The organism is Pseudoalteromonas sp. NEC-BIFX-2020_002, from assembly GCF_013002825.1.
Lineage (GTDB): Bacteria > Pseudomonadota > Gammaproteobacteria > Enterobacterales > Alteromonadaceae > Pseudoalteromonas > Pseudoalteromonas neustonica.
On record NZ_JABEPJ010000001.1, the window covers coordinates 288,301 to 313,405 of the forward strand.

Sequence of the window (25,105 nt, forward strand, 5' to 3'; positions counted from 1 at the left end):
TTCTTAGCTTACTTACGTGCGTCTTTTAATAAGTCAGCAACTAAGAAACCAAGTTCTAATACTTGATCAGCATTTAAGCGTGGGTCACACTGTGTGCGATAACGCTGTGCAAGGTCATCATCAGACAATCCATAAGCGCCACCGGTACATTCAGTTACATGCTGGCCTGTCATCTCTAAATGAACACCCCCAGCGTATGAACCTTCCGCTTTGTGAACAGCAAAGAACTGACTAATTTCACGAAGTATATTATCAAAACTACGTGTTTTATAACCTGATGTGGCTTTTTCTGTATTGCCGTGCATTGGATCAGAGCTCCAAATTACTTTGCGGCCTTCTTGTTGAACGCGACGGACTAATGCAGGTAACTTTTCAGGCAGAACATCTGCACCCATACGTGTGATCAATGTTAAACGACCTGGTATGTTATCTGGGTTAAGTGCATCAATTAAACGAATTAGATCGTCTGGGTCCATTCCTGGACCAACTTTAACGCCTATTGGGTTTTTGATACCTTTAAAAAACTCAATGTGTGCATGATCTAATTGGCGTGTACGTTCACCAATCCAAACGAAGTGTGCTGAGCAGTCATACCAGTCACCAGAGAGGTGATCTCGACGAGTAAGCGCTTCTTCATAACCTAGTAATAATGCTTCATGAGACGTATATAAATCAGTCTCTTTTAAGCAAGGTGCGATTGTGGAATTTATGCCACATACTTCCATAAATTCAAGTGCATCTTGAATTTTATCAGCAAGTTGTTGGTATTTTTCTTTCAGCGGGTTCGCGGCTACAAAGCCCATGTTCCAGCGATTTACTTGATGTAAATCAGCAAGTCCGCCTTGGGCAAACGCGCGTAATAAATTAAGTGTTGCTGCACTGTGGTGATAAGCGGTCATTAAGCGTTGTGGGTCTGGGATTCGCGCTTCTTCGGTAAAATCAAAATTATTTACTATATCACCACGGTAAGATGGTAATGAGACACCATCGATTGTTTCTAAATCTGCTGAACGTGGTTTTGCGTATTGGCCTGCCATACGGGCTATTTTAACTACAGGGCATTTTCCACCATAAGTTAACACTACTGCCATCTGTAAAATTGTTTTAAATGTGTCTCGAATATTTGCGGCATTAAAATCACTAAATGATTCTGCACAATCACCACCTTGGAGCAAGAAGGCACGACCTTCACATACGTCTTCAAGTTGTTTAAACAAGCTACGAGTTTCTTCAGCGAATACTAATGGGGGTGCGCTTTTCAATTGTCCTTCGACAGTCTTTAGTGCTTCTTGATCTGGATACTGTGGTTGCTGAAGTATTGGGAGCTCTCTCCAGCTATTTGGGTTCCACGACTGCATATTATTTCCTCATTCCTACGTTTACCTGATAGGTGAAATTAACGTATGCAGTGGCGCTGTTCAAGGACTATATTCGCTAATTATCAATTATTTAGTTATGAGATAAATATTATTGATAATCAGAGGTGCTCAAAAGCACAATTACTGATACTAAGTTATTGTAAAAACCTGTTAAGCTATTAATTAATATGAATAAATAGTTAATTAAAGAGATGGAATATATATGTACTTGAACATAATTAGTTAAACACCAAATAAAGAACACATCATACTTAAATTCAAGTGCATTGTAACCTTAACATTACAGTGTTCATTTAGTAATTTAGGGCTAACAGTGGATAGAATTAATAATGCGTGCTATGAAGAATTACTTTGGGTTTTAATATCTGGATTTTATTTCATCTAATAACTCGGTTATATCGCTTTAGTGATATCGAATTACCACGAATTAATATAAAACTGAATTGCTTTACCAAGGCTAGATGTATATTACATTTTAATATTTTGGTATGACTGTGAAGCTGAAGAAAATAGCTGTAAGTTTATAAATTAAATACCCTCCTATTTCAATTGACCAGTTTAAAGAGCTGCCTAGTTCATTGGCCTTAGTTTATAGTAGTTCATTCAGTAGGTGTTACCAGCAAGGCCCTGTAACTGTGTGCTAGGTAACTGGTCTTAAAGATATAATAAACTTCGCTAATAGAAGGTGAAAACATATCTACTGCAAAAACACCTACTTATTTTGCCGTATCGAAATATACCGCTCCAAGTTCGCTCTGCGCGTATCATTATTTACTATTCAGGATAGCTAGAAAGCCTTTCCTATGTATGAAGCCCATTAATATGGTTATGCATTACCTTTTGTACACTTAAACCAGAATACCTTTATAAATACGATATATATGCTCTGCGTCATATTTTTAAATGATTAGCACTAAAGCAACTTTTTTTGTTATTAACATAGGCTGCAAGCGTCCGAGTTTAAAGGAGCCCTAACTGAGCCCCGTGTTTTTCTTTATTGTCTAATTTGGTTTGCTGATTTTGTACATTCGCTCTGATCGTATCTTCGTTTGCATTTCCTATCGTTTCAACAAAATAACTCTGAGTCCAAAGCTTGCCAGCCCAAAAGTATCGTCTCTTTACATCTGGATAAAGTCGCAAAAGTTATCTCGCCGAAATACTCTTTACTATTTTACTCGGTGACATTTTCGGTTCAATTCGAACTTCCATATGAATATGATCTTCTGGCATTTCTAACTCAATTATATCATTGCCCAATCTTTTGAATAATTGCTTTTATCCCTGCTCTATAAGGCTATTAGAACACTTTATGTAGATACTTAGGTATTCACTAGATCCTAAAACGTGATGCGTATTTCTTTGAAGTTCCATGTGTTCAATAGTACAGATTGGGACAAGCCTCCGTGTTTTTCGCTACGTGCTGTTTCACCCCCATTGTTTCATGTACCTATGAAACAATGGGAGGAAAATAAATCAAGTGAACCAAAGAACACATCATACTTATTTCTTTAATAGTTATAACTTAGCTCTGAGTATAATTTAATAATTAGTTAACAGGGAAAAGACAGTTTTTTAATATTTCGAACCTGCTTCTCTATATGGTAAAATATTGATCTTAATCTTTGTATGATGTGTTCTTATGGTATCTAAAGTACAAATTAGAAGTCAGTTTGATTTACTAAATGATTTAACTAATCTTTTTATTGATGATTTAAAAGAATGTGGTTATTCAAAAGCCGATTTTTATCAATTACCTGACGTAGGCTGTAATGATGAAAAAATTGTACCTAACTCTATTAATGTTACTAAAATCACGGGGGATGCTGCACATAAATCAATTTTAAATTCGTTTGGTGATATATATAAAAAATCAGGTCTTAGTAGCCGAGTTTTAAAGCGACACCCTGGCTTATTAGTAATTAAAAATGCGGATCAACAACACCTTATTGCTCGAATTCAACAATTAAACAAAGCTAAAGCTGCATTTAAAGAGTGTATTTTAGCCATTGATAATAATGATGCGCGCTTTGAAGCTGTTCATAATGCTATTCCAAATTTAATCACGCTTGCGGCCTACCGTAAAATTCATTTTGAAGTGAATTCACCTTACTCAGTACGTTTTACTTGGATGCATAAACACGCAACAAAAACTTTAACAAAAAAAATGGCACTCGAAATGCTGGAAAAATCAGCCGGTTATTCTAACCCTCGAGTGATAGACCAACAAAGTTGGCAATCACTTGTTGCTCAAGAAAAATTACGTGTAGCAAGCTTGGGAGATAAAGATAAACTCAGAATTAGACGACCAACCCGTGTAAGCCCCCAAGTTAATGTTAGATACACAGCTCAAGATCGTTATCATGTCAGTGCTGCCTTACCCTTTATTTTGATTAACCCTGAACCGGATGTAAAGCTGGGTATTTTATCTGATTATCTAAAACCAGATGGACACCCAAGAAAAAAAGAATATGATTTTCTTGTTGATAGGTTATATATGGAACAAATAGAAAGTTGATTATGTTAAAAAGGCCACTAAATAGCGGCCTTTTTAATAACTACACTAAACTAAGCGGTTAATCTTGGACTATCGCCTCAATAGTATCTTCATCAAGGTGAACTACATTTTCAACTACACGCTTACCGCCTTGAATTTCAATCCGCTTATTATGTTTATTCAAAGTAAGTATTTCATCACAAAATTGATCTGACGGGTGCATTTCATATGTATAATCAATAATATTTCCCGTTTTATCATCTTTTACATTCGTAATACTGTATTCTGAAATAGCTCCTTTCTCAATTAAGTCTTTCATCGTCGTTGTCATATCACGACGCAGCGCTTTCAACTTATTTTCAGTAATATTATCTGTGGAATAAATAGAGCCATATTTTTCCATGATCGATAGTAATCTAAAGTGGTAAGTTTTTCCTGGTGCAGCATAACGCCAAAGGTGATACAAACGTAACATCATCCAACGAGACAGACCACGCTTCAGCTCTTGCGCGCTGTTGAAATAATAACCTTTATATTCAAGGTTATCGATCATGTTATGAACAAACGCATTCAGGCATGCAACACATTTTACATTGCCTCCCTGCCCTTTTTTACCACTAAAATGCAACGATGAAAGAAAGTTCATATTTGACTCATAAAAAGAGTCATCAATATCTGTATTTTTTGTATCCGTCGCAGAATACTTAAATGATAACTTAGATCCTTGCAGTGCTTCTAAAGCTTCTTTAATTTGTGGATAAGGCATAGATTGCCCAACAGCTTTAAGTTCTTGAGCCAACTCGTTCATCGAAAAAACAACGGCATATTGAATACCGGACTTAAAATTTATTTTAACGATTTTACCTTTTGAAGCCAAACGAATGAGTGCGCGCTCAACTTTTTCTTCACGATCGGATGGCCAAACTAAATATTCAATATCTTCACCATCTTTACGGCTACTGACAACAGCTGGTGTTATTTTTATTTCACCGTCATACAAAATACCATCTACTTTTTCTGATATTTTACGTGTAATGATCGTTTTTTTTGGTGCTTCTTCTAAAGGGAGCTTTTTATGACCAGAGCGAACAAAACGTCCCCATAAATCATAATGATTAAATGTGTTTGAGTATGCTCGTAATCCATGTGCAGCATTTTCGATTGAAACACGGACATCTTTATTATCGGTGAATAAAGCGAGACTCTCGTTATCTATTGCACTTTCCACCCCGTGGATCTGTCCCCGTAATGTATCGGGTAAGTTATCTACCGAGATGTTGACCTTTCGGCTCATTGTTCTTATTTCCAAATTTTGTTGCGACATCTAATAACAACACATTAAACTGTAAAAGTTAAATGTTTAAGTTAGTATAAAACTGATCCAAGTTTAAAATATATCATCAGATCACTTTTATACTAAGTAAAGGTTGTAATCATGATTTACAGATCACTTTTTTACTAACTAGGCAGTTACAAATCTAATTTTTACTAACTCAATAGCAAATTTGTCCATTTCATTTTAGTTTTTATTAAAAAACACACGACATATCGTCCATTTAGAAAGCATGCCTGTGGATAATACAACTATGAGTTGGAATAGATCTGATCTCTACCTAGTACAGATCAGATCTATACTAATCAAACCCACTCATTTAACCACTCGTTAGTGTATAACTTATTAATTAACTTAGTAAAATAATGATCTAAACACTGCTTATTGTGAACAACAATGTGTTTAACTTGTGTGTAACTCTATTGTTATATTCGTGCTTAGTAAAATAGTGATCCATCAGTAGTAAAAGATCTGATCTTAACCAAGTATAAACGTGATCTAACTTATTTACTATTGTTTATTAAAATCAATTAGTTAAGTAACTTTTTAAGACCCTTAACCTTTACTACCTTATATACTAACCACCTTTAACCTTCTTTATTTATACTAAGCAATATTAAAGTTTGAATATTAAGTTTTGAATGTCTTCTAAATAAAAGTAATGTCACCATAAATAGTTGTTTACAGTTAATTGAATGGACATTATACTTATCACCTAACTTTGAGGAATAAAGCATGTCAATTCATAGTAATGCGTTAGCAACATATGGTCTTTTAAAAGCAACTGCTGAAGTCGCAGAAAAGTCATTAGAAGGACGTATTCAACATTATCGCGCTCATCTAAAATCTGAAGAAAAAGAGCTTAGAACATATACCCAAAAAGCAGCGGCAGATTTATTAGGGTGCAACAACCGAACCTTAAAAAGACGTCACGATAATGGCGACTTCGATGATTTAAATATTAAACGTGGTGCTAACGGTCATTATGCTTACACTCTGGTAAATATTTTCTCAATGGCTGATATCATGGATATTCAACCAGATCACCGCAATATTGATGATAAATTACAAGTTATTGTCATCAATTCACTCAAAGGTGGCTGTGGTAAAACAACTAGCATGGTAAATATTGCAGCAGCATTGGCAACTACAAATATTAAACGTTATCGTATTGGTATTATTGACTTAGACCCTCAAGGTTCTTCTTCTAGTTTTTTCCCACCGAGCGAACCAGAACCTATAACAGTCGGCGACTTAATGCGTAATTGCATTGAACTTGATGAAAACGAAACATGGGAACAACTTGTATCAAATTCATTTTTACCAACGCACATTCCAAATATTCGTATTTTACCTTCTGGTATGGACGACTTTTATTTTGAACATGAGACCGCAACGTTATTGAAAGATAGTTCAAGCTACGATAAAACACGTCATTATCATAAATTACTTGAAAAAGTGATTAACCCTGTAAAAGATCAGTTTGATATTATATTAATTGATACAGCACCTTCACTTAACTTTATGTTTTATAATGCTTTAATGGCATCTACAGCAATGTTAATACCTGTGCACCCTGAAGCCGTTGATTTTGATGCAAATAATAAATACCTAAAACGACTTGGTGAGATTTACCATACAGTGGCTTCTTTAGGCCATGAAGGTTGGGATTTCATGCAGTTTTTAGTGACGAATTACGTTAAAGGTAATCATTCTCAGCGTGACATAGTGAAAGATGTTCGTAGTGCGTTTGGGCGTCAAGTCATGAGCTATCCAATAAACCACAGCTCAGCAATTACAGCCAGTTCATCATCATTTAATACTATTTTTGATCAAAAAACATCAGATAGCCTTGCTAGTCGAGAATCATTGATCAGAGCACAAGAAAATATCAAAGATGTAGTTGATGAACTTGAAATGTTGATTCGTTCTAATTGGAAGTCAACGCAATCTCAACTTAATAAAGCTAAGTAAGGTAGTTAATAATAATGGCTAAAAAACGTAAAAATGACACCAGCTTAGATCCTTTTGCTACGTCTATCGGCAATAGCAGCCTTGATGAGCTACTTGAACAGGCCAATGCCGGTGATGTGATAAAAATGCCAGCTCCAAGCGATCCAAATCGTCAGATCACATTGGTGTGTAAAATGATCCCGCATAATGACATAGAACTCATGACTAAAGTGTATGGCAAAAACCGACGAGTACAATCACTTTTAAATGAAAAATCAGTAGCTGATATTCTTCCTGCAATCACTGAGGACGGGCGTAACCAACATCCAGCCCTATGCTGGGATAAAGGTGATGAAACACTTGTACTGGCAGGCTCACGTCGTCGTATGGCATGTATATTAGGAAATGCTGATTACATGGTACTTAGTTCAAGTGATTTTACAGATCTTGATGCCAAAATTTTAGCTGTTTCATCGGATCAATACATCGCACCAAGTTTGTGGGAGCTTGGCCAAGCGTATCAACAAACAAAAGATGAATTAATTAATGATGGTAAAAAGGGCTCCTATCGTGAAATAGCGGCAATTGAAGGGGTTTCTCACACAGCCATTGCTGATGCCATTAAAGCTTACGAGAAGCTACCTGCTAGCGTTCTAGCGTTGTATCCAACGGCTAATCATGTTGGCCGAGAAGTCGCAAAAAAATTAATAGCTGCAAAAGAACGCAATGAAACAACATTTAATCAACAAGTTGAATTACTCGCTAATGATCAAAGTATCAATGAGATTATTGGTGACGATAAGCGCGCAATGGCGATTACCAAATCTTTAACTGCCGAGCCTGTAAACACCCATCGTCGTGAAGCTTTACTTGAAAGCGACTATGTTAGTGTTCAGCGTAATGTTAAAAGTGGTGATTTATCGATTAAGATTGATAATAAAGTGATGACTGACAGACGCTTAGAACAGTTAACAAAGCTTTTAAATGCTTTTAACTAGTTGATAAAATAATGATCTGAGATCACGCTTTTGTTAGTAAAATAGTGATCTCGACTACCTCTAAGTTAGTTAAATAACGATCCGAATTACACCAAATCAAGCTAAATACCTATTAAAGATCATTATTTTACTAACTTAATGGTGGGTTTTTCTCCCTTCTTTGCTTATCAGCCATTGCTTAGTAAAAATCTGATCTGTAAACCCCCTCCATTGTTATTAAGTTGTTTATAACTTGTACCTTAGTTGTTTGTTAATTGTTTCGTCGCCACCCCCGATGATTGTTTTTTATGCACAAAGCTATTTTTTACCAACTCACCAGCTCCAACAAGTATAATTTGTTGTTTTAATGCTTTAGCTCAGTACATATAAATCATATACTGGTAAAATTATTCTTTATTTTTAATGCTTCGAGCACTATGTCTGCTAATTTATCAAAGAATGACCTGTTAGCTATTTTTGAAGAAATAAAACAAGAACAAGCGACTCAATTTCCTCTATCTGAACGGTTTATAAAACAGTTGTTTAAACCTAATGTACTAAGTAGAGCAAAAGAATATTTAGCGAATGGTCAAATTAATTGCCTTGAATATAATAGCGATTTTTCTGTTATTGATGCGTCTATGCTCGGTAATGAAGGGAATACCTTTAATCAGCATATTGAGATCAAAAAATTACCAACTGGGTTTTCAGTTGAACGTCATTGTTCATGTAATGCAAAAACAAGTTGTCGTCATTTAGCTGCGGTTTTACTTAAACTTAAAATTGAGCATTCAGGTGAATACGGCCAAGATTACATAATAAATGATTGGTTTGATGAGCTTAAAACGTTAAAGCAAACAGAAGTTACGACAGTAAAAAATGTTTTGTTATTCGTACTTGATGTTGAAGATACTCGCGTTATTCTTACACCAAAGATTGCAGCCTATTCAAAAGAGCATAATTATACATTAGGCCGTAATTTAACTGAGCAACAGCTTAATAGCTTTGTTACACCTACAGACCTGCTTGAAAGTGATTTTCGTTTATTCAGTTGGATACGTTCACAAAACGCCCTAGGTCATCTTGAGCTCAAAGGCCAATGGGGTTTTACTGCACTACAACAACTAATAGCAACGCAGCGTTTGTTTTTTGGACGCTCCCGTAGTTCAATCAAAGCGGATAGCGCTAAAGAACTCAGCTTTAGTTGGACACATAAAAAAGATCTTACGCATTTAAATATTGATTTATGCGATAAATCACCTTGGCTGCTATTAAAAACAACCCCACCCACTTACATTGAAACAGAGTCATTTAAAATAGGTCGTTTACGTACACCTCTCAGTGGTGAAGAAGTTGCACATATTCAATCTATACCAGCAATTCATACCACCAATTTCGAACGTGTTTATAAGCAATTAGTAGCCAATTTTGGTGATGGTGTTATTCCCCATTATCAGCCTGTAGAAAAAAAGAAATTGAAACGCATTGCTGATGCATACGCGGTGATAGACGTAAGTAATGATAAAAAGCAGTTACAATTTAGTTTGCAATTTAATTATCAAGGTCAGCTTTATCAGCCTAATTCCGCGCCGGTTAAATTACTTAATAAAGCGCTTGAGAATACAGTACTAAATGAATTAATTAACCTTGGATTTGAATCATGTAAAGGGGCTTTACAAAATACATTTATCTTTAGTAAACAGTCCATTACTCATAACCATTGGTTTAAATTTGAAGTAATTCCAATGCTTCGCCAGCGAGGCTGGAAAATTAGCGATAAAAAATTAGTGATCAAAAAAAGTTTAACAACGCCTTGTCTCGATATTAAACGAGGAAAAGGACATCAAGTTGTTAGTAAAATATTGATCTCAAATTTAAAAGCTGCCCATGTTTTAGCTAACGATAACCCTGAGTATCAGTCATTAAACCGTCAAAGTGAACATTTTTATTATTACACTGAGGGTAAACAATTCGGGGTAATTGAGAAATCGGTCTTCAATTTATTAACTGAGTTTAAGCAGCGGTTTGAATTTATAAAAACACGAGATGAGTTACTTATACCCCTGTCGTTTTTACCTGAATTAATGGCTTTGGAGTGTATTAATGTTAATTTAGTTGACGATAGTTTAGAACGTTATTTAGCAGAGCTAACAATACAAAAAAAAGACGTTAAGTATAAATTGCAGGGCTTAAACTCGGGGGTTCAACTTCGCGAATATCAGCAACAAGGCGTTGATTGGTTACATTTTCTAAAACGCCATCAACTCGGTGGTATTCTTGCCGATGATATGGGCCTGGGTAAAACGCTCCAGGTCATTGCTTTTTTAGCCAATGCTAAAAAAAACCCACAAGCTGGACCAACATTGATTGTTTGTCCAACAAGCTTAGTTAGTAATTGGCAAAACGAGATCACTAAGTTTGCCAGTGACATAAAAGTGACAACAATATTTGGTTCTGCACGAGTCGAACAATTATCACATTTAGCGCAAGCAGAGTGTATTTTAACAACCTACCCGCTACTAAAACGTGATATAGCCTATTATTCACCATTATATTTTGAAAACATTATACTTGATGAAGCGCAATATATTAAAAATGACAGCGCACAGGTATCGCGATTGGTTAAACGTTTAAATGCCGACTTTAAACTTTGCTTAAGTGGGACACCGATCGAAAATAATCTCTTTGAACTTAAATCGTTACTCGATTTTGCTATGCCATCATCACTGGGTTCGCAAAGCCATTTTAAACAACATTTTCAAACCCCGATCGAGCGTGATGGTGATAGTGAGCGTGCCCGCGAATTAAAGTCATTAATAATGCCATTTATTTTGCGCCGTACTAAAGCTGAAGTGGCACAAGAGCTACCTTTAAAGACTGAGTTGATAAAAGAATTTGAGTTTGAATCACAGCAAAAAGCAATTTATCAAGGGATCACTGAAGCACTTGAAGAAAAGATGATCGATTTATTTGCCGCGCAAGGTATGCAAAAAAGCAAGCTTGCATTTTTAGATGCGTTATTAAAGTTAAGGCAAATTTGTTGTCATCCGCAATTAATTGATGAGCATACTACTGCACGCAGCGCGAAGTTAGATTGGATCAGTAATCACCTACCTATGATGCTTAGCGAAGGACGTAAAGTGATTATCTTTAGCCAATTTACTAGCGCCTTAGACATTATTGCCACACAACTTAATGAACAATCAATTAGCTTTAGCTTACTTACAGGGCAAACACGGCATCGCGATAAAGTAATAGATGAATTTACCAGTGGTAACACCTCTGTATTTCTAATTAGTCTTAAAGCGGGTGGAACAGGTCTTAATTTAACTCAGGCTGATACAGTGATCCATTTTGATCCATGGTGGAACCCTGCCGTTGAAAAGCAAGCAACAGATCGCGCTTATAGGATCGGTCAAACAAACCCCGTTTTTGTTTATAAATTAATTATGGCGAATTCAATTGAGCAAAAAGTGTTTAAAATGCAACAAGAGAAGCAAGCCCTTGTTGATGCATTATTTACTGATAAATCAATGAGTTTTACTAAGTTAGATGAAGAACAAATGTTGTCTTTGATCAAAAATTAAAAAAGATACTCAAAATAGAGGATCTTTTATTGAACTTAACCTGTAAAGCGCCGTCTACTATTGTGCTTGTTGATGAATTGCAGTTTATCCGAGCGACTTGTTGATTTCCCCCTATTAGTTACTAAATTTAGTAATGATTGAGCCGGCCCATTTTGAGCTGGCTTTTTTTATGGCTGTCGCTTTGAGACTAAATTAAATTTTAATTATTTTGAACTTAATCAGTAAGGCGGCGTCTACTATTGTGCTTGTTGTTAAATTGCAGTTTGCACAAGCATCATGTTGATTTCCCTATTTGGTTACTAAATTTAGTAATGATTGAGCCAGCCCATTTTGAGCTGGCTTTTTTTATGCCCGTAGCTTAGAGACTAAATTAAATTTTAATTATTTTGAACTTAATCAGTAAGGCGGCGTCTACTATTGTGCTTGTTGATGAATTGCAGTTTGCACAAGCATCATGTTGATTTCCCTATTTGATTACTAAATTTAGTAATGATTGAGCCAGCCCATTTTGAGCTGGCTTTTTTTATGGCTGTCGCTTTGAGACTAAATTAAATTTTAATTATTTTTGAACTTAATCAGTAAGGCGGCGTCTACTATTGTGCTTGTTGATGAATTGCAGTTTATCCAAGCAACATGTTGATTTCCCTATTTGGTTACTAAATTTAGTAATGATTGAGCCAGCCCATTTTGAGCTGGCTTTTTTTATGGCTGTCGCTTTGAGACTAAATTAAATTTTAATTATTTTTGAACTTAATAAGTAAGGCGACGTCTACTACTGTGCTTGTTGATGAATTGCAGTTTATCCAAGTATCATGTCGATTTCCCCCCTATTGGTTACTAAATTTAGTAATGATTGAACCAGCTTTTTAAGCTGGTTTTTTTTGTTTTAATTTTATCCATATCCATTAACCTAATTTTGATTAAGAGGGTTACGAACCTATTGATTTAATTTATAAAAAATAACTAATCTATTTAGTTGAAAATAGCCACTCTACTGGTGTGTATTAGATAAGAAATGAGTTCATATACTTAGGATTGTTTTGTTTTTTATGATATTGGGCACAATTACCTTAAAAAAGTACATATTATTTACTTTTCGAAGTGTAATCTTCACTAATTATCAATATACTCAGTAATGTAAATCTCTTGCGTTTAGCTTTAAAATGTAAGGAATTTTTACTGATACATTTGGCTTCTGTATTCAACGATAGAACAAGGTGCAATTATGGCTCATTTAATTGATAAACGTACAAACGATTATTGTTTTTTATACGCACATCATACCTTTGGTCGTTATCAATACTCAGTCGATACTTTGGTAAGTGATCCGAGTGTATCTAAAATCCATACTATTATTGAATGGGTAAACGGTAAATGGTTTATTAGAGATTTAAGCCTAAATGGAACGTGGCTAAACAATAAACGCCTTGTAAAAGATGAGCCCAAGTTACTTTGCATTGGCGACAAAATATATTTTTCAGGTAACTCAGAAACAACGTATGTTGTAAAAAACCTAGCAGCACCTGCAGATCAATTAATTCGACTTGATGAGTATAATAAAAAAACAACAGACGTCATTTCGCTTAGTCATTATCATCTAGTACCTGAGCACAATCCTGATCATGTTGTTGTTTTTGAAAACAGCAGTGGTCAGTGGCACTTAGAATCATTAGATGACGCCACACAAGATGACCCTGAAGTGTTGCAAGATAATCATATAATTACCCTTGGCGATTCTCGTTGGATGTTTCTATCTAGTCATATAGACGATGTAACACAAATGAGCAGTGTGCCACAGTTGTATATTAATGATTTGGAGTTTCATTTTAACCTGAGCCTTGATGAAGAAATCTCTGAACTTACAATAAAGTACAATAACAAAGAAATTGATTTACATGCTCGCTGTCATCACTATCTAACACTTAATTTAGCGCGATATCGTGCTGAAGACGCACAGCGTGGTGTTACACCCGCTAACCAAGGCTGGGTAGAAACAGATCGGTTAGTTAAAGACTTAGGGGTTGATATGCGATATTTAAATATTCAGATTCATCGTGCCCGCAAACAGTTTTCTGAAGTTTTAACGCATGTTCATGATGCTGAAAATATTATTGAGCGACAATTACGCAGAGTTCGCTTTGCAGGTAAAACCTTTGAAATATACAAAGGGCATGAGTTAGAGAGAACCTCGAATGTCGCAACCGCATAACAGCGTGGAAAAATTTAATACAACAATCGTTAATTACAAATTAATAAAATTACTTAATCAAGGCGGAATGGGCTCTGTCTACCTTGCTGAAGATACCCGCTTGAAGCGCTATGTGGCAATTAAACTTATTAAAGTTAATTCCACACAATCGGCGGCAGATATCAACGTTCTTAATGAAGCACAATTATTAGCTCGTCTTAATCATCCACATATTGTGCAAATACATGATGTACTGATGTTTGAAGATCAACTATGCATTGTTATGGAGTATTTGAAAGGCAAAACCTTACAACAGTTCCAGCAACAGCATATTTGTTGTTTGTTGGATAAACTGAACATACTTTTACAGCTATGTGCAGGCTTGTCTCATGCACATAGTCAGCAAGTAATTCATTGCGATTTAAAGCCCGCAAATATCATAATTGATACTGAAAAAAACGTATTAAAAATTACAGATTTTGGTATTGCCGCTTTACATAATACTGATACTAGTGAGTCTGTTCAGGGGCTGAGTTTTGGCAGTGCAAGTGCGATGTCACCTGAACAGATAAGAAAAGAGCCTGTTGATTTTAAAAGCGATTTATTTTCATTTGGTATACTAGCATATATGTTTATTAGTGGCCGTCATCCCTTTGGTGAAGGGGCCGCGCAAGCATTAGCTAATAATATTGCAAATGGAAAAGCCAGCAATGCACACGAGATAATTCCCGGACTACCCAATGAATTATGTGATTTACTCAATCAATTACTACAGCGAAAAAAATCACGTCGTCCCGTAAATGCTCAAAGCGTCGAACGCAGGTTACAAGACATTATTATTGCTATTAAACAGCAAGAAATTTTAGCGCAAGAGACAATTCCACTTGATCAATTAGTCGTAAAAACAAAATCACCTAAAAAGTGGGTGATTTTAGGTGCAGTGATGGGGATTGCAGCCATAACCACAGGCTTAATGTATAAGTTTGAAGTACATAAACCAGAAGAACATTATGTTGTATTTTTGGCCCCTGAAATAAAAGTGCCCCCGCTTTTCGAAGCTGATATAAATATGGTAAAAGCTACGATAGATGATGCCGTTAGACAAGGTATTATTAATAGTAAACACTTACACCTTATCTCAGAAGATGAAATAAAAGTTATTGAAGATAGTAACAACCAACAAACTTTAACACAGAGGTTAAAACAGTTAAGTATTGCAACAGGTATGCAAGAAGCTGTAAGAGCTGAACTCAATTGTATGCAGCCACAATGTTATTTAACGTTAGTTCGTTTAGAAGCACCTAATTGGACGGTCAAAGCACGTAAGCAATGGCCTATTATTATTGATAATTATAGTCAAATGCACCATTCAAGCAGTCAACAATTAACTGCACTTTACCCTGATTTTGATAATAAATATGTTGTAATGTCGCAGTTGAGCGACAAAGTACAAATTGAACATATCGAGTTGTATCAAAAAGTGCAGCATGTAGGCGATTACAGTGAACAGCTATTCATGCAAATTAGTAGCGCAATTGAACAAACCCCGCAGTTATACGCTAACTATGAGTTATTACGTGAGGTTGCACTGAGTTTATACCAGCAGTCTCAACAGGATGAGTATTTAAATACTGCCAGTAAGTTGCTTTTTAACTCGCCGTTGGCATATCAAAATACCCCTGCATTTGCTAAAAATGCCATGTTGATAGCGGTTGCTAGACAAGATTGGTCTGCGGCTACACAGTATTTGGCCAAAGCTGAACAAGTAGGCGCTAGCACCTTAACTCTTTATGAGTTACAAGGTACTCTCTACTTAAAGCAAGATCAGTTGCCTGAAGCACAACAAGCTTTTGAATTAGCATTAAAAATACGTTCTAACCCGCTAATAAAGCAAAACCTTGCGTTGGTTATGTGGTGGCAAGGTGATATTGAAAAGGCAAAGCGGCTACTTAATGAGGTGATAAGTGTTAGCCCACAAAATTATATGGCTAATCAATTATTGGCTGATATAGCACTTACCGAAGGTGATTTAGTAATTGCTATAAAGCAATATAAACAGGCTATAAATATTAAGGCTGATAGTACAGATTTGAGTAACTTAAGTATTGCTTATTCATTGCAAGGTGAGTTTGAACAAGCATTAATAGTTGCCCAGCAAGCTGTTGATATAAACCCCGAGCATGTTAGCTTTAGGCTTAATTTAGCGGATACACAAAAGTCGCTTGGCCTGATTGAGTCATACCCAGCTAATTATCTAAAAGTCATTGAATTGACGCAAGATAAACAAACTCTTGATGGTTATTTAGAGGTGGCGCAAGCGCATAGCCAATTAGGCGAGGCTAAACTTGCATTACAGGCACTAAATAAAGCAATTAGTATCTCATCAGAGCACTATGAGTATGTGTTTACTGCGGCACTTGTTTACAGTGTTATTGGTGAATACCAATCAGCGATAATGTATATAGAGAAGTCATTAACAATTGGTTACCACCCGATGTGGTTTAAGTTGCCTTGGTTTAAACCTTGGTGCAAAAAAGAAGAGTTTATTACATTAATGCAGCAATATGACTCTTCTTTTAGTTGTGGCTTTACTTTAAATTAAAGTGTATTACCAGGTCTACGTACAACAATCTTAGGATCTTGCGACATATAAATTTGACCTGAATTATGTTTTGCAACATATCTAAAGCTAATAGGTAAGTAAGCTGTATCTTCACCTTGCGTTACTTCGATTACTTTATCCAAGTTACCTGTATCGACCCCTGCAAACGCATAGGTCGCTCCAACATCTGTTACTTTTAAAGTAAGCACCTTGCCTGAAGCATCTATTGAGGTTGAAATGTTATACTGGCAGTTACTGCCAGCACCACAGTATTCAACACCATTACCATAAAACACCCATTCATCAGCAACAGATTGATCAAGTGTTACAACAAGCTCAGCAAATTGTTTTACTGCAAGCCCGGCTGGGGTTGTGCCTTTTGGGTTTTGAAACTCGATACTTAAGGTTTCAGTTAAAAGTGTGCTACTTTCTGTGTTTACATGGAAGGTAAGCCAACTTTCACTTGTATGCGGAAGCAGCGTAAAGTGGGCTGTTTGCGAAAAATTGTCTTCATTACATGGAACTTGAATATCAGGGTGTTGAGCAATCGTCATTTTATCTTTCCTTGTTACAGTTGGTGTAGTCGGTACTTATTTGGTACGAGTTTTATTGTAGGTGATACTTTTTACTAATAAAAGCTATTACGTTTATTTGTAATAGCGTGTAATATTTTTAATGGGGGAAGTGCGTAATACAAACGTGTTTTTGGTTATTCGTTTGAATTAAATCATCTATGTTTACCTGTATCTTAGAGCCAAATATGGCTATCTTGCTTGTTTGATCTTCGTTATGATTAAGTGTCTTTAGGCTAATGAAGTTTATTTATGTATATACAACTACTTACAAGCATTGATTGGGTGAGTGTTGGGGTCGGTGTTACCACTGGTGCCGTACTTCTAGGTCTCGTTTACTCAAATAAAGGTAAACGCTTATCGCAGCAAATGAGTGAGCACCAACAGCAACTGCTACTAATACAAAATCAACTTAGTGAAAAGCAACAACAATACAGCGCCTTATTAGATGAACACGATTTGCTCGAGCGAAGCCATCAAGAGCAACGTGATGAAACCCAACATTTTAAAACACGTTTTACCGAGCAAGAAAAACAAAGCCAACAGTACAACCATTATTGGCGTAAAGCGGAAAGCGAACTAACAGCCCTGCGTGGCGAACACAATGCCCGTGGCATAGAGCTTAGTACAATGCGCACTGTACTTGAACAAAAGCAAACACACTTTGAAGAGCAGCTTGAACACATCAAACAAAGTAAAGAGCAGCTAAAAAAAGAGTTTGAAAATTTAGCGAATCAAATCCTTGAAGAAAAATCGCAAAAGTTTAAAGCTTTAAATCAAGAGAGCATTGAACAACTATTAAAACCAGTGCAAGGCGAGTTAAAAGGCTTTAGAGATAAGTTAGAGTCTATTCACGTTGAAGATGTAAAACAGCGCGAGGCACTTAAAATAGAGCTACTGCATTTACAAGCCAAAAGCCAAGCAATAACAGATCAAGCAGATAGGCTCAGTAACGCACTCCAAGGGCAAAAGAAAACCCAAGGTAATTGGGGAGAACTTATGCTTGAAAACGTGTTAGATAGCGCAGGCCTGCGCGCTGGAACTGATTACAAACGCGAGGTGTCGTTTAATACTGACGATGGCCGCCTTCGTCCCGATGTAGTGGTATATTTACCGCAAGGTCGCCATTTGGTTATAGATGCTAAAACGTCACTCAATGCTTACACCCGCTATGTAAATGCAGATAACGAACTTCAAGCGCAACAAGCGATTAAAGAGCATGTAGAGGCTGTTAAAGCGCGTATTAATGAATTGGCGAGTAAATCATATGATCGCCTCCCAGGAATTAATTCACCAGAGGTTGTGGTGATGTTTGTGCCAATAGAGTCTGCTTTTGTTGAAGCACTTAAATACCAAAGTGATATCTACCAACAAGCAATTGAAAAAAACATTCTAGTTGCGACTCCCACTACCCTACTCACAAGTTTAAATATTGTTAAACAGTTATGGCGCTTTGAAGAGCAAACCAAATACTCTAAAGAGTTAGCTAATCGTGCTGAGCGTTTTTATAATAAGCTCAATGGTTTTTTAACCAGTATGGAAGGTGTTGGTAAACAATTAGATAAAGCCAAAGAAAGCTACGACAAAGCATTTTCTCAGCTATATCGTGGTAAAGGTAACTTAATTAAACAAGCCTCTGAGTTTAAAGAGCTTGGTGTCTCAGTGCAAAAAGACTTACCCGCTGAAAGTGTTGAACGAGCCCAACTAGAATTGGATTAATAAAGAGAATGAAACAGTTTTTAAACAAAGGAATTGCTACGCTAAAATTAGCATCAGATAAACTCACCGATGAGTTTAGTAAAGGCTATGTTTTAGCAAAAGAAAAGGTCAATGGACTCCCTATTTTCATGTCGTTAGAGCACTGTGGAAAAGTAAGCCCGCTATCGTTTGACGAAAAACATTATTTTGTAATCCCTTTCGAATTATCAGAGTATAAATTTGCTCTACACACCATGCGCTGCCTGCCTAAAGGTGTCTCCGAAGTGAATAACTTGCCTAAACGACGAGTGTTTCATTTCCCAAACGAACACGCTGAAGCCGGACTTAGGCTCTACATGCTAAACAGCACTGATGAGATAATGCGAGCACAAGCGACTGGGCAAACGAATACCTTGCAGTCACTAGCAAATGATATAGACGCGTTAGATCAAAAGCTTACTTACGGTATGCTATTAGTCGGTGGCCTTGCTGCCATAGCAAATCCTTTATTAGGGGCAGGTATAGCAGCTAAAGCAGTGTTGCCAAGCGTCACAGGCCTATTGAACAAATATGGTTTGCGTGCTTCTGCGGATAAATTTTCCCAATATCAACTTGAAAAAGAAATCAAAACAGCTCAAAACAATATCATTCAAGAATTTGAGGCTGCTAATACACTGCAAGTAATAAACCCTATTTTGCAAGAGTTGGAGCTCACACTTAGAACAACCGAAGCAGAGCATGACCCTTTAACCAGCTTTAACTTAGGTGAATGTTCTATACCTGAGTTAGGAGATGAAACGTGGCGTGAGCTTACCGATGTTGCAATTTGTCATGTTTATAAAGATGTATACGATGATGAATCACTGCATGAACAAGCACATCTAACGACTAAAAATTTAAGGTGGTTAAAACTAATTTTTGACGTAAATGATACTAAAGCATAAGGAAAACAAGTGATGAACATTGGTATATATATTTACAATGATGCAGAAGTGCTGGATTTTTCAGGCCCATTTGAAGTGTTTAGCACGGCAAAACGCTTAGCTGATAATGATTGGCAGGTATTTTTTGTGGCCGAGCAAAACAAACCAGTACTTGCGCGTGCAGGCTTTAGTGTAAACCCCCATTACAGTTTTGATAATCATCCGGCGATAGACTTGCTAATAGTTGTTGGTGGTGTACATACCTATGAACTTGAAAAAAGGGCCGTAATTAACTGGATACGAGAAGCCGCTGACGCTGCTGCTAAAGTAGCCTCGGTTTGCACTGGTGCTTTTTTATTAGCCAAAACTGATTTACTTGATGGCTTAACGGTTACCACACATTGGGAAGATCAAGCTGATCTTGCTGCTATGTTCCCAAGCCTAAATGTGATCACCAATAAACGCTGGGTATCGCAAGGTAAATTCACCACCTCAGGCGGAATTTCTGCGGGAATTGATATGAGTTTAGCGCTAGTTGCAGAGTTAATAAGCCCTGAACATGCTGAGCTTACGGCGAAGCAAATGGAATATCAGTGGCACACAAACACTTAGCCCTCTGGTAGTTGCTGTTGTATAAATATATGCATGTAATCACGTAAACAAACCGATTTTTTACTAAGTAAACGCCCGCTTGGCCAAATAGCAAAAACCTCCCTTGGTAGACTTTGCCATTCAGGTAAAACCCTTACTAACTCGCCTGTTTTAAGCTCATTTATAATTTCAAATCGCGGTAGTAATCCTATCCCTTGATGATCGCATATTTGATATTTCACAAAACTAGTATCGTTATAAATGCTATTAAAGCGGCACATATGCGTGTAACTGGCGCGAGTTTTGGTATTGGTCAGCGGCCATTTATTTCTAAGCGTAGTGCCAATTAAGCGGTGCTGTTTAAGATCATTTGGCTCTTTAAGTTCAGCGGTGCTAGTTAAATAGTTAGGGGTCGCCACCAAAAAAGAATCTGCTTGTCCGAGCTTTTTTTGTTGTAGCAGTGAATCTTCCTGTGGGCCTATTCTTAGGGCTAAATCGGCTTGGTTTTTTATGATGTCTTCAAGCTGGTTACCCAAAACAAGCTCTAATTGAATATCAGGGTACGCTTTAGTGAACGACAACCACATGGGTCGTAAAAAACCATGGCAAATATTAAGCGGCGCAAGCACTTTGAGTTTACCGCTTAGTTGTTCTTTTTGTTGATTAAGTTGATGACTGGTTTGTTCAAATTGCTCAACTAAATTTGCATAACTTTGATAGTATACCTGCCCTTGCTGTGTCAGCGTACATTGGCGCGCAGAACGGTGTAGTAACTTTTGCCCAAGGCGAGACTCAAGACGTTGTAAACGCCGGGTGACCGTCGCACCAGGCAGCGATAAATACTGCCCAGCTTGCGATAACCCACCTTGCTGCACTATATGCACAAATAACACTATATCATCTAACATGATTCCACTTTTGCAATTTAAGTTTGATTAAAGCTTTGTATTTAACGTTTGTGTAAGTATATATCATGATTACTAAGTTTTCTTAGTAAAGAGTATTTTTATGTTTGAAGGTATTGATTGGGTTACTGTTATAGCAATTGGTGTAGGTGCTACAGCTGTGCTTGACGTATGGGCGCTATTACTTGCCAAGGTGTTTGGCATTAGTGCTTTAAATTTTTGCATGGTAGGCCGTTGGGTAAGTTTAATGCGAAAAGGCCAATTTAAGCATGCTGCGATTGCTCAGGCACCCACTCAAAAATACGAATGTGTTATTGGCTGGTTTATTCACTATGTAATAGGCATCGTTTTTAGCTTAGTCTTCTTACTGCTTGTATCATCCAGCTGGCTGGCATCACCAAGCTTAGTACCTGCGTTGTTATTCGGTTTAGCGACCGTGTGTATGCCGCTTTTTATTATGCAACCGGCGCTAGGCTTGGGGATTGCTGCTAGTAAAACTCCTAAACCTGCTTTAGCCAGAGTCAAAAGTTGTGTATCGCACTGCGTGTTTGGTGTGGGGATTTATATCAGTTCAATTGTTTTACTACTATTTTAGAGGATCGTTATGTCAGCTAATTATTGGTTAAAGCGATGGAAAGATGGCGATATTGGTTTTCATGAAAACAATGTAAATCCTTACTTAGATCGTTATTTTACTAACTTAGTCCCATCTATTAATAGCCGTATTTTTGTGCCTTTGTGTGGTAAAACAAAGGATATTGCTTGGCTGCTTAATAAAGGAATGCATGTTGTGGGTGTTGAGCTTAGTGTAAGTGCGATTAAGGCGTTATTTATCGATTTAGGTTTAGCACCCACCCTAACTCAGTATGGTCAACTGACGCAGTATTGCGCGGGTAATGTGACTATTTGGGTCGGCGATATTTTTGCTTTAACAACTGAGTCACTTGGATCAGTCGATGCTATATATGATCGCGGTGCCTTGGTTGCTTTGCCTTTCAAATTACGTAAAAAATACACTGCACATATCACTAATATTACAAAGAGTGCCCCGCAATTGCTTATTTGTTGTGTGTATGACCAATCTAAGCATGATGGCACACCATACAGCGTTAGCGCTCAGGAAGTGTTTGATCATTATCATCGCATCTATTCGCTAAAGTTAATAACGTGTGATGCCATTACCAATGGCGTTAAAGGTGTTAAGCCTGCCAATGCAGTCGTTTGGCTATTAAGCAGAAAAAATTGCTAGCATTGCATATTGCATGCAATAATTGAGTTCAATGCGTGAATGCTTGCGATAAGTGTTCTGATATTAAGTACAAAATTTGCTAAAGTAAAAGTTGTTTAACATTATTTTTGTATCGGATAAATGTGTTAGACAACCCTTAAAAATAACGACAATAAGCAAATACTCCACTTTAGGAACTTACATGAAATTATTCAAATCCACCGCTATAGTACTGTCGGTACTCGCTGGGTTATCGTTATCTGGCTGCTCAATGACCGAAAGTGGCAGCACACAAGCCGCTACAAACCAAATAAGTAACCCTCTGAGCTTTGAACAAATCTATAAAGATAAATATTTTAAAGCGCAGCGTAGCACTTACTTTAAATGGTTAGACGATGGCACTGGCTACACAGTGCTTGAAGCGCGTGAGAGCGAAAAAGATAAAAAAGACGACGCTGATAATACTAAAGCGGATGACGAAAAAGCTGATGATGACAAAGACAATGGCATAAAAGGTAACGACATTGTGTTCTACAATGCCGATGGTACTGACCGTAAGGTATTAGTTGAGTTTGAAAAGCTACACCCAGAAGGCGCTGAAGAGCCGTTGGCAATAGAAAGCTACCAGTGGTCAAAAGATGGTAAATGGCTCATGGTATTTACCAATAGCGAGCAAGTTTGGCGCTCACGCAGCCGCGGAGACTTTTGGTTACTCAACCTTGAGACTAACCAATTACAGCAATTAGGTGGCGCAGACGTTGAGCCTACTAAGCTCATGTTTGCTAAATTTTCGCCAGATAGCTCAAAAGTGGCTTACGTGCGCGATAACAACATTTATATGCAAGCGGTTGGCAGTAACGATGTAACTGCGCTCACAATCGATGGCAGCGCCACCCTTGTTAACGGCAACTTTGATTGGGTTTACGAAGAAGAGTTCACCATTGCTGATGGCTTTCGTTGGAGCCCCGATAACAAATCAATCGCTTATTGGCAGCTTGATACCAGCGGTGTTAAATTTTTCACTATGATCAACAACACCGATGAGCTCTACCCTACCCTCAAAACGTTTCCGTATCCTAAAGCGGGTGAAACTAATTCAGCCGTGCGCGTGGGCGTGGTAAGCCTTAGCGACAAACAAACCCGCTGGGCCAAACTTGAAGGTGATAATCGCGATCGCTACATTCCGCGTATTAGCTGGGCAGGCACAGGCGATGAGTTAATGATCCAAGATTTAAATCGCCCGCAAAGCCAAAATAAAGTGTGGTTATTTGATTGGCAAAAGCAGCAACTGACTAAAATTTTAGAAGATAAAGACGATGCGTTTATCGAATGGTTTTATAAAGCCAATTGGTCAAAAGACGGCAAATTCTTTATTTGGCACAGCGAACGTGACGGCTGGCGTCATCTTTACCGTGTATCGCGCGATGGCAAAACCATTATTGACCTAACGCCTGGCGATTACGATATTGTTGATATGCTCACGATCAATGAAGACAAAAACGTCATGTATTTTATTGCTTCACCAAACGATCCAGGTCAGCGCTATTTATATAGCACGCCACTTGATGGCAGTAGCAAACCTGTGCGTGTAACCCCTGCTGAGTTTGAAGGCTCAAACAGCTATTACATGTCTAAAGATGCCTCATGGGCGATGCACACGTATTCTAAATTTGGCACACCGCCAACAAAAGAAATCATTAAAGTGGCAGACCACAGTAATGTAAAAACGTTAGTTGAAAATAAAGAACTAAAAGAAAAACTGGCTGAGCAAAGCTTACCAAGCCACGAATTTTTTAAAGTGAATGCGCAAGACGGCACTGAGCTTGACGGCTACATTATGTTCCCAGAGAACATGGATAAAAATAAAAAATACCCGATTGTTTTTTACGTATACGGTGAACCGTGGGGCTCAACAGTGCAAGACCGCTATGAAGGCAATAGCTATTTGTACAAATCACTGTTAACCCAAAAAGGCTTTATTGTCGCATCGGTTGATAACCGAGGTACTCGTGCTCCAAAAGGCCGCGATTGGCGTAAATCGATTTATAAAAAAATCGGCTCTATTACCGTGCAAGATCAAGTGGATGCACTTGATGCCATGGCTAAACGTTGGGATGTAATAGACACCGATCGTGTTGGCGTGTGGGGTCACTCAGGTGGCGGTAGCTCAACGCTTAATTTATTGTTCCGCCATGGTGATAAGTTCAAAGTGGGTATTGCCTCAGCGCCAGTGCCAGATATACGTTTATACGACACTATTTACCAAGAGCGTTATGCGGGTAATCCAAATACCGATCCTGAAAGTTACGACAATACCTCGCCTATCACGTTTGCTAAAAACCTAACTGGTAAGCTATTGCTGATTCACGGCACCGGCGATGACAACGTGCATTACCAAGGCTCAGAGCGCTTAATTGATGAACTCGTTAAGCACAACAAACAGTTTGAGTTTTTCTCATACCCAAACCGCTCACACAGCCTACGTGAAGGTAAAGGCACAACCCTGCACTATCACACCATGATGGCCGAATTTTTTGAAAAGAACTTATTGAATCAGTAACTTGATTAGTTAGTTTAGAGACTATAAGCCACACACTAACAAATAACGTGTGGCTTTTTTAATCAAAATGTAATGGGGGTTTACAAAGGTGGGTAGAGTGCAACGAAACCCAAAA

Annotated in this window: 16 protein-coding genes and 1 pseudogene; 12 read left to right on the forward strand and 5 right to left on the reverse strand. The window is 37.5% G+C overall.

All coding sequences use genetic code 11. The features are described from left to right. Positions 1–8: 8 nt before the first annotated feature. Complete coding sequence (locus tag HJP15_RS01270; RefSeq protein ID WP_054203904.1) at positions 9–1,358, reverse strand: class II 3-deoxy-7-phosphoheptulonate synthase; 1,350 nt, start codon at positions 1,356–1,358, stop codon at positions 9–11. A 981-nt stretch (positions 1,359–2,339) separates the two neighbouring features. Beyond that, a pseudogene (gene tnpA, locus HJP15_RS22380) lies at positions 2,340–2,639 on the reverse strand (IS200/IS605 family transposase); the annotation flags it as partial. 379 nt (positions 2,640–3,018) lie between these two features. Here tnpA and HJP15_RS01280 point away from each other — a divergent pair. After that, positions 3,019–3,894, forward strand: coding sequence for a DNA replication terminus site-binding protein (locus HJP15_RS01280; RefSeq protein ID WP_170172873.1), 876 nt, complete (start codon positions 3,019–3,021; stop codon positions 3,892–3,894). A 58-nt stretch (positions 3,895–3,952) separates the two neighbouring features. Here HJP15_RS01280 and HJP15_RS01285 read toward each other — a convergent pair whose 3' ends face one another. Beyond that, positions 3,953–5,167 carry a hypothetical protein gene (locus HJP15_RS01285; protein ID WP_054203906.1) on the reverse strand — a complete coding sequence of 405 codons (1,215 nt, stop codon included), beginning with the start codon at positions 5,165–5,167 and terminating at the stop codon, positions 3,953–3,955. A 774-nt stretch (positions 5,168–5,941) separates the two neighbouring features. On the opposite strand from HJP15_RS01285, the gene HJP15_RS01290 reads away from it, so the two are divergent. The 5 genes from HJP15_RS01290 to HJP15_RS01310 all read left to right on the forward strand — a co-directional run bounded on the left by HJP15_RS01290 (position 5,942) and on the right by HJP15_RS01310 (position 16,513). Beyond that, entirely contained in the window at positions 5,942–7,180 is a 1,239-nt protein-coding gene (locus HJP15_RS01290) for an AAA family ATPase (protein ID WP_054203907.1), read from the forward strand. 14 nt (positions 7,181–7,194) lie between these two features. Beyond that, positions 7,195–8,157 carry a transcriptional regulator gene (locus tag HJP15_RS01295; protein WP_054203908.1) on the forward strand — a complete coding sequence of 321 codons (963 nt, stop codon included), beginning with the start codon at positions 7,195–7,197 and terminating at the stop codon, positions 8,155–8,157. Positions 8,158–8,573: 416 nt separating this feature from the next. Next, positions 8,574–11,723: a DEAD/DEAH box helicase gene (locus HJP15_RS01300; RefSeq protein ID WP_170172874.1), complete on the forward strand. Its 3,150-nt coding sequence runs from the start codon at positions 8,574–8,576 to the stop codon at positions 11,721–11,723. A gap of 1,225 nt (positions 11,724–12,948) precedes the next feature. After that, a complete protein-coding gene (locus tag HJP15_RS01305) occupies positions 12,949–13,932 on the forward strand; it encodes an FHA domain-containing protein (RefSeq protein ID WP_054203910.1) in 984 nt (327 codons plus the stop codon). After that, positions 13,916–16,513, forward strand: a complete 2,598-nt coding sequence (locus HJP15_RS01310; protein ID WP_170172875.1) for a serine/threonine-protein kinase — start codon at positions 13,916–13,918, stop codon at positions 16,511–16,513. The genes HJP15_RS01305 and HJP15_RS01310 overlap by 17 nt, the downstream gene beginning before the upstream one ends. Here the strand turns inward: HJP15_RS01310 and HJP15_RS01315 are convergent. Then, a complete protein-coding gene (locus HJP15_RS01315; protein WP_170172876.1) occupies positions 16,510–17,067 on the reverse strand; it encodes a hypothetical protein in 558 nt (185 codons plus the stop codon). The two genes, HJP15_RS01310 and HJP15_RS01315, sit on opposite strands and share 4 nt — an antisense overlap. Positions 17,068–17,337: 270 nt before the next feature. Between HJP15_RS01315 and HJP15_RS01320 the strand changes: the two genes are divergently transcribed. From HJP15_RS01320 to HJP15_RS01330, 3 genes are read left to right on the forward strand one after another with little or no spacing between them, the layout of a single operon-like run. Next, positions 17,338–18,804 (forward strand): DNA recombination protein RmuC, encoded by a 1,467-nt coding sequence (locus HJP15_RS01320; RefSeq protein WP_054452622.1) that lies wholly within the window; start codon positions 17,338–17,340, stop codon positions 18,802–18,804. An 8-nt stretch (positions 18,805–18,812) separates the two neighbouring features. Further along, on the forward strand, positions 18,813–19,727 hold the full coding sequence (locus HJP15_RS21785) for a hypothetical protein (protein ID WP_249365772.1): 915 nt from the start codon (positions 18,813–18,815) through the stop codon (positions 19,725–19,727). Positions 19,728–19,739: 12 nt separating this feature from the next. Next, positions 19,740–20,318, forward strand: a complete 579-nt coding sequence (locus HJP15_RS01330; protein ID WP_170172877.1) for a DJ-1/PfpI family protein — start codon at positions 19,740–19,742, stop codon at positions 20,316–20,318. Here HJP15_RS01330 and HJP15_RS01335 read toward each other — a convergent pair. Further along, entirely contained in the window at positions 20,315–21,205 is an 891-nt protein-coding gene (locus tag HJP15_RS01335; RefSeq protein ID WP_170172878.1) for a LysR family transcriptional regulator, read from the reverse strand. The genes HJP15_RS01330 and HJP15_RS01335 overlap by 4 nt on opposite strands. Positions 21,206–21,305: 100 nt before the next feature. On the opposite strand from HJP15_RS01335, the gene HJP15_RS01340 reads away from it, so the two are divergent. The 3 genes from HJP15_RS01340 to HJP15_RS01350 all read left to right on the forward strand — a co-directional run bounded on the left by HJP15_RS01340 (position 21,306) and on the right by HJP15_RS01350 (position 24,990). Beyond that, a complete protein-coding gene (locus HJP15_RS01340) occupies positions 21,306–21,797 on the forward strand; it encodes a DUF2938 domain-containing protein (protein WP_170172879.1) in 492 nt (163 codons plus the stop codon). 9 nt (positions 21,798–21,806) lie between these two features. Continuing rightward, on the forward strand, positions 21,807–22,451 hold the full coding sequence (gene tmpT / locus HJP15_RS01345; RefSeq protein WP_170172880.1) for a thiopurine S-methyltransferase: 645 nt from the start codon (positions 21,807–21,809) through the stop codon (positions 22,449–22,451). Positions 22,452–22,632: 181 nt separating this feature from the next. After that, complete coding sequence (locus tag HJP15_RS01350; protein WP_170172881.1) at positions 22,633–24,990, forward strand: S9 family peptidase; 2,358 nt, start codon at positions 22,633–22,635, stop codon at positions 24,988–24,990. The last annotated feature ends 115 nt before the right edge of the window (positions 24,991–25,105 follow it).

What these genes read in the sequence shown, in the direction of transcription:
- HJP15_RS01270 (WP_054203904.1), bottom strand. Translation starts at nt 1,358, where the DNA reads ATGCAGTCGTGGAACCCAAATAGCTGGAGAGAGCTCCCAATACTTCAG.
- HJP15_RS01280 (WP_170172873.1), top strand. Translation starts at nt 3,019, where the DNA reads ATGGTATCTAAAGTACAAATTAGAAGTCAGTTTGATTTACTAAATGAT.
- HJP15_RS01285 (WP_054203906.1), bottom strand. Translation starts at nt 5,167, where the DNA reads ATGAGCCGAAAGGTCAACATCTCGGTAGATAACTTACCCGATACATTA.
- HJP15_RS01290 (WP_054203907.1), top strand. Translation starts at nt 5,942, where the DNA reads ATGTCAATTCATAGTAATGCGTTAGCAACATATGGTCTTTTAAAAGCA.
- HJP15_RS01295 (WP_054203908.1), top strand. Translation starts at nt 7,195, where the DNA reads ATGGCTAAAAAACGTAAAAATGACACCAGCTTAGATCCTTTTGCTACG.
- HJP15_RS01300 (WP_170172874.1), top strand. Translation starts at nt 8,574, where the DNA reads ATGTCTGCTAATTTATCAAAGAATGACCTGTTAGCTATTTTTGAAGAA.
- HJP15_RS01305 (WP_054203910.1), top strand. Translation starts at nt 12,949, where the DNA reads ATGGCTCATTTAATTGATAAACGTACAAACGATTATTGTTTTTTATAC.
- HJP15_RS01310 (WP_170172875.1), top strand. Translation starts at nt 13,916, where the DNA reads ATGTCGCAACCGCATAACAGCGTGGAAAAATTTAATACAACAATCGTT.
- HJP15_RS01315 (WP_170172876.1), bottom strand. Translation starts at nt 17,067, where the DNA reads ATGACGATTGCTCAACACCCTGATATTCAAGTTCCATGTAATGAAGAC.
- HJP15_RS01320 (WP_054452622.1), top strand. Translation starts at nt 17,338, where the DNA reads ATGTATATACAACTACTTACAAGCATTGATTGGGTGAGTGTTGGGGTC.
- HJP15_RS21785 (WP_249365772.1), top strand. Translation starts at nt 18,813, where the DNA reads ATGAAACAGTTTTTAAACAAAGGAATTGCTACGCTAAAATTAGCATCA.
- HJP15_RS01330 (WP_170172877.1), top strand. Translation starts at nt 19,740, where the DNA reads ATGAACATTGGTATATATATTTACAATGATGCAGAAGTGCTGGATTTT.
- HJP15_RS01335 (WP_170172878.1), bottom strand. Translation starts at nt 21,205, where the DNA reads ATGTTAGATGATATAGTGTTATTTGTGCATATAGTGCAGCAAGGTGGG.
- HJP15_RS01340 (WP_170172879.1), top strand. Translation starts at nt 21,306, where the DNA reads ATGTTTGAAGGTATTGATTGGGTTACTGTTATAGCAATTGGTGTAGGT.
- tmpT (WP_170172880.1), top strand. Translation starts at nt 21,807, where the DNA reads ATGTCAGCTAATTATTGGTTAAAGCGATGGAAAGATGGCGATATTGGT.
- HJP15_RS01350 (WP_170172881.1), top strand. Translation starts at nt 22,633, where the DNA reads ATGAAATTATTCAAATCCACCGCTATAGTACTGTCGGTACTCGCTGGG.